This is a genomic window from Klebsiella sp. GB_Kp047 (genome assembly GCF_040065235.1).
Lineage (GTDB): Bacteria > Pseudomonadota > Gammaproteobacteria > Enterobacterales > Enterobacteriaceae > Klebsiella > Klebsiella quasipneumoniae.
In genome coordinates this window covers 88,412-100,429 of the sequence record NZ_JBEAJG010000001.1, presented here as the reverse complement: position 1 = coordinate 100,429, position 12,018 = coordinate 88,412, and the positions used below count along the sequence as shown (strand labels likewise).

The window sequence follows — 12,018 nt, the reverse complement described above, 5'->3', positions numbered from 1 at the left end:
TTAATTATATGTTAGCCATGTAAGTATAGACAGTGTGACCAACCTCGCCATTTTTGATAGATACCGCCAGCGAAACGGGCGCTGGCGGCAATTACTCTGTAGACTTAAAAGTTATGCCTGAAATCAGGCCGCACGTTTGGCTTTTTGTTTGTAGCGGTCAAAGATCACCGCCGCCAGCAGGATGACCCCGCGCACGACGTATTGCGAGAACGGCGAGATGTTAAGCAGGTTCATCGCATTCTCCACGGTCCCGAGGATCAGGATCCCGGCCACCACGTAGGAGATCTTGCCGATCCCGCCCTTCAGCGACACCCCGCCCAGCACACAGGCCGAAATAACAATCAGCTCATAGCCAATCGAAGTCATCGGCTGGCCGCTGGTCATTCGCGACGCCAGGATAATCCCCGCCGCGGCGGACACCAGACCGGAGAGCACAAAGATAATAATCTTGGTGCGCACCACCGGAACGCCGGCCAGACGCGCCGCCTCTTCGTTGCCGCCTATAGCCAGCGTATTACGGCCAAAGGTGGTTTTGTTTAGTAATAATCCGAAAACCACCAGGCAGGCGACCGTCAGCCAGATCGGCGCCGGCAGACCAAACCAGTTGGCGTAACCGAGGGTGAAGAAGCGCTCATCTTCGATCCCCACCGCTTTACCGTCGGAGATAATGTAGGCCAGGCCGCGGACAATCTGCATAGTGGCCAGCGTGGTGATCAGGGCGTTTATCTTCAGACGGGCAATGACAAAGCCGTTGACCAGGCCACTGACTGCCCCCAGCAGCAGACCGGCGGCAATCCCCAGCCACAGGCTTTCGCTCAGGTTAATCACCACCGCGGTAGTGACCCCGGCACAGGCGATAACCGACGCCACCGACAGGTCGAAATCGCCGGAGGCCAGGCAGAAGAGCATGCCGCAGGCCACCATCCCGGACATCGAGATCGCCAGCCCCAGCCCCTTCATATTGACGAATGAGGCAAAGTTAGGCACAAAAATTACGCAGCCGATAAACAGCACCGCAAACACCACCAGCATGCCAAACTGATCCCAGATACGGGCGAAGCTAAAGGCAGAGCGGGTAGCGCCGGACGTAGTCACTGATGACATCATTTACTCCTTACTCAGGCGACAGCCTGACTCACTTTTGGCATCGCAAGGCTTAACGCCTGCTGTTCATTGGCTTCTTCATGCAGCAGTTCGCCGGCGACTTGCCCTTCACGCATCACCACGATGCGGTCGGCGACGCCCAGCACTTCCGGCAGGTCGCTGGAGGCAAATACCACGGCGACACCGGCGGCGGCGAGGCCATATATCACGTTGTAAATTTCATGTTTGGCGCCGACATCGATGCCGCGGGTGGGCTCATCGAGCAGGATCACCTTCATCTCTTCCGACAGCCAGCGGCCAAGGATCGCTTTCTGCTGGTTGCCGCCAGACAGGTTCATGATCAGCTGTTCCGGGCCCGGCGTTTTAATGTTCAGCGACTGGATATGCTGATCGGCGTTGTCCGCCTCCCAGGCGTTGTTGATCAGGCAGCCGGCGTGGATATGCTTGCGCCGGGCGCTGATATTGATATTGTCGCGCACGGAGTGAACCGGAATAATCCCCTCCGCTTTACGATCTTCCGGACACAGCATCATCCCGGCCTGGATGGCCTGGGCCGGTTTGCGGATGTCGACGGGCTGGCCATCGATATACACCTGACCGCCGGTGATCCGCGTCCCGCCGAACAGACCTTTCATCAGTTCGCTGCGCCCGGCGCCCACCAGCCCGAACAGGCCGACGATTTCGCCACTGCGCACCGAGAGGCTGACCGGCGTGCGCACGCCCGGGGCTTTGACCTCCTCCAGACGCAGCCGCTCTTCGCCATAGGGACGAGGTTTCCAGCCGTAAATATCACCCAGATTGCGCCCGACCATCGCCTGGACCAGCGCGTCGTGGCTGACGCTCGACATATCGTCAAAGGTGCAGACGTAGCGACCATCCTTAAAGACGGTGATGGCATCGCTGAGGGCAAAAATTTCTTCCATCCGGTGTGAAACATAGATGATGACCCGCCCCTCCTCCCGTAGCTCGCGGATAACGCGAAACAGGTTGTCGATCTCCCGGGCGGAGAGCGAGCTGGTCGGTTCATCGAAGGCGATAATCTTGGCGTTACGCGCCAGCGCTTTGGCAATCTCCACCATCTGCCACTGGCCAATGGAGAGATACTTCAGCGGCGTCTCCGGGTCGATATCCAGCCCCAGATGCTCCAGCTGCAGACGGGCCTCATAGTTGAGCAGCGAGCGGTTGACGATGCCGCCTTTGTGCGGCAGCTGGCCAAGATAGATATTTTCGGCGACGGTCATCTCCGGGATCAGATGCAGCTCCTGATAGATAATCGCCACGCCGGCGTTGAGCGCCGCCATCGTATTAGTGAACGCCATCTGCTGGCCGCCGATCTGCAGGTGGCCAGCGGTGGGGATGTAGTTACCGCTGAGAATTTTCAACAGCGTCGATTTGCCTGCGCCATTTTCGCCCATCAGCGCGTGGATCTGTCCTGGGTAGCAGTCAAAACTGATATCGGACAAGGCCTTTACGCCAGGGAACGTCATGGTGATGCCGCGAAATGAGAGATAAGGGGTAGACTGTTGCATAACGACTCCGCTCTTCTGCACTCAGCCCCCGCCGCGGCGGGGGCCAGTTCAACCGGGCTGTTACAGCCCTTTTTTCGCCAGCTCTTCTTTGAAGTTATCGCGGGTAATCAGCACCACATCGGTCACCGCAGTGAACTTCGGCGGCTCAACGCCCTTGGTGACCCAGTTGTAGAGCATTTCACTGGTTTTATAGCCATGGATGTCCGGGCTTGGCAGCAGGGAGCCATAGAAGCCGGTCGGCTGCGCCTTCGACAGTTCGTTGACGGCATCCACGCCGTTGATGCCAATACCAATCACATCCGGCGCTTTAAAGCCCTGCCCTTCTGTGGCACGCACGCCGCCAAGCACAGTGTTATCGTTCATCCCAACGATCAGCCAGTGTTTCACCTGCGGGTGCTGGACCAGCATTGAGTTACCGGCGTCAAACGCCCCCGGGATATCGTTAGATTTTGTCGGAACGCGGTAGATTTGCGCTTCCGGGAAGCCGGCCGCCTTCAGGGCATCGATGGAGCCGGTGGTGCGACGACGGGCGGTGTCCAGCTCATCGGCGGTGATGGCCATCACCGCAGTGTCTTTGACATCCCAGCCGCGTTTCTGCATTTCTTTATACAGCTCCTGTCCCTGGCGGGCGCCAATTTCGCTGGCCGCCATCATCACCAGCGGCACGCTCTCCATCGGTTTACCTTTGGCGTTGACGAACTGGTCATCGACGGTAATCACCTTCATGTCATAGCCGCGTGCTTTAGCGACTATCGCCGAGCCGAGCTTAGGATCGGGGGTACAGATGACAAAGCCCTTCGCGCCGCTGGCCGCCAGGCTATCGATGGCGTTCAGGGTTTTCTCACCATCCGGTACCGCTATTTTAATGACGTCAAAGCCTAAATCTTTTCCTGCTTTATCAGCAAATTTCCACTCGGTCTGGAACCATGGCTCTTCCGGCTGTTTCACCAGAAAACCTAATTTAAGGTTTTCCGCCATAGCTGATTGTGACATAACCGCTGCGAGACCAATGGCCGCCAGCGCTTTAGTAAATTTGTGCATGGTAAACTCCAGCTTTAATTCGCTTTCATGTAGGGAAAAATCGGAATTAACTTTTTTATCAGCATCAAAACAAGGCATTAGAAAAATCGCATCCCCTACTGCCGTTGTTAGAGTAGTAATACCCGGAAATTATTTCTCCATACGAGAGCATTATCACATCGCGGAATTACAGTAATTGCGTACATAGATTTAGCAAAAAAAGACATAAAAAAAGACATAATTGTCATACAATTTAACCAGTGAATAGCAGGATCATCTATACCACCAGCAGGCTTATCCTTGTGATGTCAGTGGGTGTTTAACAGAGGGTTACGGCACTGTTATAACCAGCGGCTAAGGGGGTCGCAGCGGCGGTCGACTGCCCGCCGGCGCTGTTGTGCAACAGACGCGCGCCGCCAGTCCAGCGTCGGCCGTTTTATATCGCGATAAAACGGATCTTTTGCGTAATTTATTCCGAATTGATAAAAGATATTCCCGCTGCATAGAAAAGCCTGCAACAAAAAATAAAAATAATTATCATCACAACGAAACATTGCCCTCTGAAATAACTTATAGCTTTGAGTTATACGATGAATCTCGTAGTCAAATATCTATAACTTATACCTGACACACCGCACCCACGCCCCAGCCTGAGCCGCAATCCCACTGCATGTCGTCATGCAGGAATAATGGTGTAACAAAACGTAAATTATCCATCTTGAGAGTTTTCTTAATCGCATTCAGCGAGTATTCTTAAATTGTCGGCAAGTGGAAAAATTACCCGACTCATACGGAATGTGTAGAGTTTTATTATTCTGCAACAGTGCAGCGCGTCACTCTTTTATCCTGTTGTTTGCTCCAGGAACCGTTGACGCGCACCAGTAACCCCTTCCCGGTTAATAAGGATATTTTTATGGCAGTTCCAGGAATGGCACAAAAGCTAAACACCCAGATGAACCTTGAGTTCCACGCCTCTAACGTTTACCTGAACTTAAGCGAGTGGTGTGCCCGGCATCGCTTCGACGGCGCCGCGACATTTCTGCGCAACCGCGCGCAATGCAGCATCACCCTCACCATGCGCGTATTTGACTATCTGAAAAAAGCCGGCAGCTGGCCGATAGTCAATCCCGACCGCGCCTGTAATCCCGAATGTACCTCGCTGGAAGATCTCTTTACCCAAACCCTGGTCGATTACCGCCAGCGGAGCAGTATGCTGAGCGGTCTCGCCGAGGAAGCCAAAGCGCAGAGCGATGACAACACCTGGCGTTTTCTGACCCGCCTGGCGGAAGAGCAGCAGCAGGATGGGCTGCTGCTGCAAAGCGTGCTCGAGGAAATTCGCAATGCCGACAAAGCCGGGATAGGTATGGAACAGACCGATCGCCGTCTGATGACCCTCGTCGGAGCGTCACAGAACCCCCACTAATCAGACGCGCCGGGCCTTTCTCGCCCGGTCAGGGGGAGCGCGTTCGCGCTGCCCCGCCCTGTTTATTAATCCGTTCTTGCTATTCTTCCCTGCTATTTATTCCTCAAACGAATAAAAAAGTTTTAACTCGATCCCATTCCCTCGTCACCGTTACCCCTTAGGGGGGATTAGTGAGCGCGGTCACTTTTTGTTGAGTCATAAAGAAATATAAAAACACTGTTTCAAAAATATAAAACACGAGGTTTATTTTTTATGGCTAGATACACGGCTTCAGCCTCTGAAGGGCTGCAGGGAAGACCGATCTTGTTACGCCATCAGTTAGCCTACGGCGGCGGTAATCTGTTAGGGAGTGGCGCACTGGCGATAAGCGGAGCATGGCTACTCTATTTTTATACGACCTTTTGCGGCCTGACGCTGATCGAGGCCTCATTTATCTTCTCCGTCGCCAGCATCATCGACGCCATCAGCAACCCGCTGATGGGCTATCTGACGGATAATTTTGGCAAAACGCGGTTAGGCAAGCGCTTTGGACGTCGGCGCTTCTTTTTGCTGATCGGCATTCCTCTGATGCTGTTCTACCCGCTGCTATGGGTAGAGGGCCTGAGTTTCTGGTACTACCTGTGTACCTATGTGGTGTTTGAGATCATCTATACCTCCATCATGGTGCCCTATGAGACGCTGGCGACAGAGATGACCGATGATTTCTCGCTACGCTCAAAGCTCACCGGCTATAAAGCCATCTTCGGCAAGCTGGCCAACTTCCTCGCCGCGTTTATTCCCGGACAGTTCATTCTGCTGTACGGCAAAGATTCCGCCACCCCTTTCTTCCTCACCGGGCTGACCTATGGCGCGATCCTGATCGTCGCGATTACCTGCCTGTGGCTGTGCAGTTGGGAGCGCGAGCGTGCGGAAGCCGTGGATACCAGCGCGAAAAAGGGGCTGCTGAGCACCCTGCTGTCGCTGGCGAAAGACATGCGTTCCACCTTTTATCTGCGCGTGTTCCGCAAACATCTCGGTATGTACCTGTGCGGGTTTGGCGCGGAATGGCTGTTTGCCTCCATCTTCACCTATTTCGTGATATTCGTTCTGCAGCACGATCCGGCAATGGTGGCCGGGCTGAACAGCCTGAACTCGATTCTGCAGCTGATCTCCACCGCGCTGTTTATCGGCCTGTGTGTGAAAAAGGGCTTTAGCAAACCCTATATCCTCGCGCTGGGGATCGTGATTTTCGCAGTCCTGCTGTATACCTCGCTGTGGTTCTTCCATCTGCCGTCAGGCCTGGCGACAGTGCTGATGTTCGGTATTACCGTGCTGTTCGGCCTGGGGACCGGCGGGGTTTACTATATTCCCTGGACCGTTTACACCTTCCTCGCCGACGTCGACGAAATCTACACCGGACGCCGCCGGGAAGGCATCTATGCCGGCGCCATGACCTTTTCAGGGAAAATTCTGCGCTCGATTGTGGTGTTTTCGATGGGGGCCATCCTGAGCTTTTACGGTTTCCAGTCAAAAGCGCACAGCCAACCGGAAAGCGCCGTGACCGCCATCGCGGTGGTATTCTGCGTCGGTGTCGTCGCCTTAGCCCTGGCCGCCATCGTCTTCAGTAAGCAGATGAAACTGGACCGTAAAGCTCATCTGGTGGTTCTGCAGGAAGTCGCGCGGATTAAAGCTGGCGGTAAAATCAGTGATATTGCGCCGGAGGTGCGGGCAATCGTTGAGGATCTGGTTGGCCATCGCTACGAAGAGTGCTGGGGCAACAGCAAATTGTTTAAAACCGCTGAGCCTGCGCCAGTGCAGACCGTGGTTTCTCATTAAAGAAAAAGGCCCCGGCGGTAATCCGCGGGGCCGGTTATTAATGCGTTTCTTCCTGCGGGGTAAACTTCAGCTCAATCAGGGCAATCGCTTTTTGCACCGCGCGAAGCGTCACCGGGTCGGCAGAAGCCGGGTGACTGGCGAAGTCGATGGCTTTCAGCTGACTGGTCATTTTTTCACGCACTTCCACCGGCGCGATGACGTCAATCACGTCGAGGATCTGCTTGATAACCAGCTGGCAGGCAACCACATCGGAAACCAGCTCGTCGTGTTCGGTAAGATGTTGAGACATTAATTACTCCTTTTTTCAGGAGCGTAATAGTACCCTAAATCGATAACGATAATAAAACCTGCCGCGGCAGGTTTTTTTCACCACCCGAGTGGCTGGCGGCGCCTCTGCTGCCGCTTTGCCGAGGATCCCCTTGATGGCAGCGACAACATGAACACCGCGATCTCTTCCGGTAACGAACGTGCCTTTTCAGCCCCGGCGCTGCTGGTGGCTGGCGCCTTTTTTATGGAGTTTCTCGACGGGACGGTGATCGCTACCGCCCTGCCCGACATGGCGAGAGATTTTGGCGTCACCGCCGTCGAGCTTAATATCGGCATCAGCGCCTATCTGATAACCCTCGCGGTGCTGATCCCGGCCAGCGGCTGGATCGCCGATCGCTTCGGCGCCCGGGCTATCTTCACCCTCGCCCTGGCCATTTTTACCCTTGCCTCGATCTTTTGCGGCCTCTCCAGCGAGGTGCATACCTTTGTCGCCATGCGTATCCTGCAGGGGATCGGCGGCGCGCTGATGGTCCCCGTCGGCCGTCTGGCGGTACTGCGCACCACGCCGAAACACCTGCTGATCAAGGCCATCGCCACCCTCACCTGGCCGGCGCTGGTGGCCCCCATTATCGGCCCGCCTTTGGGAGGGTTTATTACCCGCTACGCCAGCTGGCACTGGATCTTCTTTATCAATGTCCCGCTGGGCGTTGCGGCGATTATCCTGTCGCTGCGCATCATTCCTGATATCCGCGAAACGGCGCGGCGCGCCTTCGATATGACAGGATTTATCACGACCGCGGTGGCGATGGTTAGCCTGGTCACGGCGATGGAACGGCTCGGCGATCGTCAGCCGCAGTTCTGGCCGACGCTGGCCCTCGCCGCGCTGGGCTTCGGCTGTCTGTTATATTCCATTCGTCATTTCCGCCGGGCGGCGGCGCCTATGGTTCGTCTCGACGCCCTGCAGGTGCCGACGTTCCGGGTGACGATGTACGGCGGCTCGCTGTTCCGGGCCTCCATCAGCGCGGTCCCCTTTCTCCTGCCGCTGCTGTTTCAGGTGGGGTTCGGCATGGATCCCTTTCACTCCGGTCTGCTGGTGCTGGCGGTATTTGTCGGCAATTTAACCATTAAACCCGCCACCACGCCGCTGATCCGCTGGCTGGGCTTTCGTCGCCTGCTGTTGATCAACGGCGCGCTGAACGTCTGTTCGCTGCTGGCCTGCGCGCTGCTCACGCCACAAACCCCGGTCTGGGCGATCATGCTGATCCTTTATCTCGGCGGGGTGTTTCGCTCTGTCCAGTTCACGGGCGTGAGCACGCTGGCCTTTGCCGATGTCCCCGCCGCGCAGATGAGCGATGCCAATACCCTGTTCAGTACCGCGTCGCAGCTGGCGGTGGGGCTGGGGATCACGCTTGGGGCGATCGGCATTCGCCTGGGGGAACAGGTCGGCGACTGGCTGCACCTTTCCGCCGTGCCGGGGATCAGCTTTCGCCTGGCATTTGTGTTTATCGCGGTGATCTGTTTGGTGGGGATGATCGACAGCCTGCATCTGGCTAAAACGGCAGGCAGCAGCGTGTCGGCGAAGAAAACCTGAATGATGGAAGGGCCAGCGGCGCTGGCCCTGATAACGATTACCCGACGATCTGACGGACGAACGCTTCGATCGCTTTATCCTGGCAGTTTTCGAAGAAGCATTGCTGGAAGCGAGGGCCAGAGACCGCAGTTTTCACCAGCTCCGGATCGATGGCGCGCAGGGTGTCGAGATAATTTTCTTTGACTACCGCCGCTTTGACCTGGTTGAGGATCCCGGCATTACGCACCTGCGGTTCTTTGCGCTCCGGCGGGTAGCCTTCCCCGTTACGACCGGTAAAGGCTTTTTCAAAGATAAAGCGCACATTCAGCTCGGCGCCCCACCCGAAACCTTTGGCAAACGGCAGCGACAGCGCGTTACCGTTGTTGATCTGGGCAAACAGGAACGCGTCCGCCGGGTCGATACAGTAGCCGCAGACCACGCCAGGATGGATGTTCAGCGACATCAGCGCTCCCTGGCCGGTACCGCAGCCGGTGACCACGAAGTCAACCGCCTTCGAATTCAGCAGGATGCTGGCCATGATCCCGAGGTGAATATAGGTCAGATGATGATCGTTCTCATCGCTCATACCGACGTTAAAGACCGGAAATCCTTTTTCGTCGGCAACCGCGTTAAGCTCCTTGAGGATGATGGCGTTTTTGTTCGCCTGGCTGTTCTCCATCATCAGTGCAATCTTCATGGTTTACTCTCCTGAATGCTGTGCGGGCCTGCCCGCAGAATGTCATTGGCGTTGACTGCACTCTACTACCTGGAAAACAAACTTTCAAATTTTATGAAAAGTTGTTTTAAAAATTACGCAGCGCTTCACACTTTCACCGCCTCTGCCGCTCAGGTTACCGTGTCGCCCCTCATCAGGACCACTCCGCATGGCGCTCCCCACCAGGCAACCCGCAGAGGGCGTCGTTTCGCCTCCGCAAAAAACTAATAATAAATTAAAACCATTCTCATTTATTATTAAATTGCCAATGCGTGTTATTCCCATTAGCATTTTAAATAAATCCTTTTTAAATTTACTTTTTGCAAATAATTAAATAACAAATTATAGTGGCAGCCGATAACATCTATTTTTTAATTCCAGGAGCGCGACGATGCTGAAAACGGAAATGATCGACAAACTGAATGAACAGATGAATCTTGAACTTTATTCTTCTCTTCTTTATCAGCAGATGAGCGCCTGGTGCAGTTACCATAGTTTTGAAGGGGCTGCGGCCTTCCTGCGCCGCCATGCCCAGGAAGAGATGACCCATATGCAGCGCCTGTTCGACTACCTGACCGACACCGGCAGCCTGCCGCGCATCAACGCCATCGCCTCCCCGTTTGCCGAGTATGCGTCACTGGATGAACTGTTCCGCCAGACCTATGAGCACGAGCAGCTGATCACGCAAAAAATTAATGAACTGGCGCACGCGGCTATGACCAGTCAGGATTACCCGACCTTTAATTTCCTGCAGTGGTATGTCGCCGAACAGCATGAAGAAGAGAAATTATTTAAATCGGTAATTGACAAACTGACCCTCGCCGGGAAAAGCGGTGAAGGTCTGTACTTTATCGACAAAGAGCTGGCCACTCTCGATACGCAGAATTAATTGCTCGCGCCGCGACGCTTCTCCGTCGCGGCATTTTTAATGCTGGCAAATCTTATTTTCTGCGGTGGTAAACCCTGTCGCTCTGGCAATAAATTTACCTTTTTGCTCTAAAAACGCCACCAGCTCCGCAGCGCTCAGATTTTCCGCCGAACAGGTGTGAAAGCGCGCCTCTGCGCCAAAGCGACGGTGTATGGCCGCCTCCAGCGAAGCTGCCGTCCAGCACTCCCCCGACGCCAGCATCATCTGCAGCACTTCATGACCATGTATAGAAGACATAACCCCTCCGGAAAAAAACGTCAGCTTAGGCCAGACCGGCGGCCCGCGCCTTGCGCCAGCGCAGGCTTTCGCCCTTTCGAATTCGTAAATTTTTGATTACACTGCTTGTAACCCTGATTTGACGAAAGACGCAATATCCCCTACTCTGCGCGGCATAAATTATTGTGATTTGCTGTAGGGATAGCGAAAAGCGTGAAGAACCGCACTCTGGGCAGTATTTTAATCGTAGCCGGCACCACAATCGGTGCAGGAATGTTGGCAATGCCATTGGCCGCCGCAGGCGTCGGGTTTACCGTCACGCTGGGTTTACTTTTCACCCTGTGGGCATTGATGTGCTATACCGCCCTTTTGCTGCTGGAAGTCTACCAGCATGTCCCTGCCGATATGGGGCTCGGTTCTCTGGCGGCGCGCTATCTGGGCCGTTACGGACAGTGGATCACCGGGTTGTGCATGCTGTTTCTGTTATACGCCCTCACGGCGGCCTACATCAGTGGCGCCGGCGAATTACTCGCTTCCAGCCTCAACCAGTGGCTGGACTGGCAGCTGCCGCCGGCCGCAGGCGTACTGATCTTCACCCTGCTCGGCGGGGCGGTGGTGTGCATTGGCACCGCGCTGGTCGACCTGTTCAATCGCTTCCTGTTTAGCGCCAAAATCGTCTTCCTGGTGATTATGCTGGCCCTGCTGATGCCGCACATTCATCAGGTGAATCTCCTCACGCTGCCGGTTGAGCAAGGCCTGGCGCTGTCGGCCATTCCGGTGATCTTTACCTCCTTCGGCTTTCACGGCAGCGTGCCGAGCATCGTCAGCTATCTGGGGGGCGATATCCGTAAACTGCGTCGGGTGTTTATTATCGGCAGTTTTATTCCGCTGGTGGCCTATATTTTCTGGCAGCTGGCGACGCTGGGCAGTATTGACGCCCCAGCCTTTACCGCCCTGCTGGCGCAACATGCCGGTCTGAACGGTCTGCTGGAGGCGATCCGCGAAGTGGTAGCGTCACCGCACGTGGAGCTGGCAGTACACCTGTTTGCCGACCTTGCGCTGGCGACCTCCTTCCTCGGCGTCTCGCTCGGGCTGTTTGATTATCTGGCCGATATGTTTCAGCGCAAAAACAACGTCAGCGGGCGTCTGCAGAGCGGGATGATCACCTTTTTGCCGCCGCTGGCGTTCGCCCTGTTCTATCCCCGCGGCTTCGTCATGGCCCTGGGCTACGCCGGGGTGGCGTTGGCCGTTCTGGCCCTGATGTTACCGGCCATGCTGGTCATGAAGAGTCGCCGACTGCATCCGCAGGCCGCCTGGCGGGTGGCCGGCGGGGCCCCGGCGCTGTGGCTGGTCCTGCTGTGCGGGATCGGCATCGTGGCGATCCAGTTCTGCATCGTCGCCGGGCTGTTACCGGCGGTGGGATAAAAGAAG

At 55.6% G+C, this 12,018-nt stretch carries 12 protein-coding genes and 1 pseudogene; 6 read left to right on the top strand and 7 right to left on the bottom strand.

Annotation, left to right across the window (positions count from 1 at the left end; genetic code table 11):
• Nucleotides 1-123 precede the first annotated feature (123 nt).
• The 3 genes from araH to ABLV76_RS00495 are packed head-to-tail and all read right to left on the bottom strand — an operon-like array spanning nucleotide 124 to nucleotide 3,674.
• Entirely contained in the window at nucleotides 124-1,104 is a 981-nt protein-coding gene (gene araH / locus ABLV76_RS00505; protein WP_004203438.1) for an L-arabinose ABC transporter permease AraH, read from the bottom strand.
• A gap of 14 nt (nucleotides 1,105-1,118) precedes the next feature.
• Nucleotides 1,119-2,633 carry an L-arabinose ABC transporter ATP-binding protein AraG gene (araG, locus tag ABLV76_RS00500; RefSeq protein WP_004203440.1) on the bottom strand — a complete coding sequence of 505 codons (1,515 nt, stop codon included), beginning with the start codon at nucleotides 2,631-2,633 and terminating at the stop codon, nucleotides 1,119-1,121.
• 60 nt (nucleotides 2,634-2,693) lie between these two features.
• A complete protein-coding gene (locus ABLV76_RS00495) occupies nucleotides 2,694-3,674 on the bottom strand; it encodes an arabinose ABC transporter substrate-binding protein (protein WP_004203441.1) in 981 nt (326 codons plus the stop codon).
• An 892-nt stretch (nucleotides 3,675-4,566) separates the two neighbouring features.
• On the opposite strand from ABLV76_RS00495, the gene ABLV76_RS00490 reads away from it, so the two are divergent.
• Nucleotides 4,567-5,076 (top strand): non-heme ferritin-like protein, encoded by a 510-nt coding sequence (locus tag ABLV76_RS00490; protein WP_032425947.1) that lies wholly within the window; start codon nucleotides 4,567-4,569, stop codon nucleotides 5,074-5,076.
• A 103-nt stretch (nucleotides 5,077-5,179) separates the two neighbouring features.
• On the opposite strand, the pseudogene ABLV76_RS00485 reads toward ABLV76_RS00490, so the two are convergent.
• Nucleotides 5,180-5,314, bottom strand: a pseudogene (locus ABLV76_RS00485) (succinate dehydrogenase).
• 65 nt (nucleotides 5,315-5,379) lie between these two features.
• Between ABLV76_RS00485 and ABLV76_RS00480 the strand changes: the two are divergent.
• Nucleotides 5,380-6,891, top strand: a complete 1,512-nt coding sequence (locus tag ABLV76_RS00480) for an MFS transporter (protein ID WP_004203444.1) — start codon at nucleotides 5,380-5,382, stop codon at nucleotides 6,889-6,891.
• A gap of 37 nt (nucleotides 6,892-6,928) precedes the next feature.
• Here the strand turns inward: ABLV76_RS00480 and ABLV76_RS00475 are convergent, their stop codons facing one another.
• Nucleotides 6,929-7,180, bottom strand: a complete 252-nt coding sequence (locus tag ABLV76_RS00475; RefSeq protein ID WP_004203448.1) for a DUF2766 family protein — start codon at nucleotides 7,178-7,180, stop codon at nucleotides 6,929-6,931.
• A 147-nt stretch (nucleotides 7,181-7,327) separates the two neighbouring features.
• On the opposite strand from ABLV76_RS00475, the gene ABLV76_RS00470 reads away from it, so the two are divergent.
• Complete coding sequence (locus tag ABLV76_RS00470; RefSeq protein ID WP_049092171.1) at nucleotides 7,328-8,749, top strand: MFS transporter; 1,422 nt, start codon at nucleotides 7,328-7,330, stop codon at nucleotides 8,747-8,749.
• Nucleotides 8,750-8,786: 37 nt separating this feature from the next.
• Here the strand turns inward: ABLV76_RS00470 and ABLV76_RS00465 are convergent, their stop codons facing one another.
• Nucleotides 8,787-9,425 carry an RpiB/LacA/LacB family sugar-phosphate isomerase gene (locus tag ABLV76_RS00465; protein ID WP_004203450.1) on the bottom strand — a complete coding sequence of 213 codons (639 nt, stop codon included), beginning with the start codon at nucleotides 9,423-9,425 and terminating at the stop codon, nucleotides 8,787-8,789.
• A 187-nt stretch (nucleotides 9,426-9,612) separates the two neighbouring features.
• On the opposite strand from ABLV76_RS00465, the gene ABLV76_RS00460 reads away from it, so the two are divergent.
• Both ABLV76_RS00460 and ftnA read left to right on the top strand, forming a co-directional pair.
• Nucleotides 9,613-9,777, top strand: coding sequence for a hypothetical protein (locus tag ABLV76_RS00460; RefSeq protein WP_032447041.1), 165 nt, complete (start codon nucleotides 9,613-9,615; stop codon nucleotides 9,775-9,777).
• A gap of 57 nt (nucleotides 9,778-9,834) precedes the next feature.
• Nucleotides 9,835-10,332, top strand: coding sequence for a non-heme ferritin (gene ftnA, locus ABLV76_RS00455; protein ID WP_004203451.1), 498 nt, complete (start codon nucleotides 9,835-9,837; stop codon nucleotides 10,330-10,332).
• 36 nt (nucleotides 10,333-10,368) lie between these two features.
• Here the strand turns inward: ftnA and ABLV76_RS00450 are convergent, their stop codons facing one another.
• The gene (locus ABLV76_RS00450; RefSeq protein WP_004203452.1) at nucleotides 10,369-10,608 is read right to left on the bottom strand and encodes a YecH family metal-binding protein; all 240 of its coding nucleotides are present in this window, start codon (nucleotides 10,606-10,608) and stop codon (nucleotides 10,369-10,371) included.
• A gap of 192 nt (nucleotides 10,609-10,800) precedes the next feature.
• Between ABLV76_RS00450 and tyrP the strand changes: the two genes are divergently transcribed.
• A complete protein-coding gene (gene tyrP, locus ABLV76_RS00445) occupies nucleotides 10,801-12,012 on the top strand; it encodes a tyrosine transporter TyrP (RefSeq protein ID WP_004203453.1) in 1,212 nt (403 codons plus the stop codon).
• The last annotated feature ends 6 nt before the right edge of the window (nucleotides 12,013-12,018 follow it).

Bases quoted from the DNA above. Each gene is read 5' to 3' on its own strand.
- ABLV76_RS00465 (WP_004203450.1), bottom strand. From the start codon at position 9,425: ATGAAGATTGCACTGATGATGGAGAACAGCCAGGCGAACAAAAACGCC.
- araG (WP_004203440.1), bottom strand. From the start codon at position 2,633: ATGCAACAGTCTACCCCTTATCTCTCATTTCGCGGCATCACCATGACG.
- ABLV76_RS00470 (WP_049092171.1), top strand. From the start codon at position 7,328: ATGAACACCGCGATCTCTTCCGGTAACGAACGTGCCTTTTCAGCCCCG.
- ABLV76_RS00450 (WP_004203452.1), bottom strand. From the start codon at position 10,608: ATGTCTTCTATACATGGTCATGAAGTGCTGCAGATGATGCTGGCGTCG.
- ABLV76_RS00460 (WP_032447041.1), top strand. From the start codon at position 9,613: ATGGCGCTCCCCACCAGGCAACCCGCAGAGGGCGTCGTTTCGCCTCCG.
- araH (WP_004203438.1), bottom strand. From the start codon at position 1,104: ATGTCATCAGTGACTACGTCCGGCGCTACCCGCTCTGCCTTTAGCTTC.
- ftnA (WP_004203451.1), top strand. From the start codon at position 9,835: ATGCTGAAAACGGAAATGATCGACAAACTGAATGAACAGATGAATCTT.
- ABLV76_RS00495 (WP_004203441.1), bottom strand. From the start codon at position 3,674: ATGCACAAATTTACTAAAGCGCTGGCGGCCATTGGTCTCGCAGCGGTT.
- ABLV76_RS00475 (WP_004203448.1), bottom strand. From the start codon at position 7,180: ATGTCTCAACATCTTACCGAACACGACGAGCTGGTTTCCGATGTGGTT.
- ABLV76_RS00490 (WP_032425947.1), top strand. From the start codon at position 4,567: ATGGCAGTTCCAGGAATGGCACAAAAGCTAAACACCCAGATGAACCTT.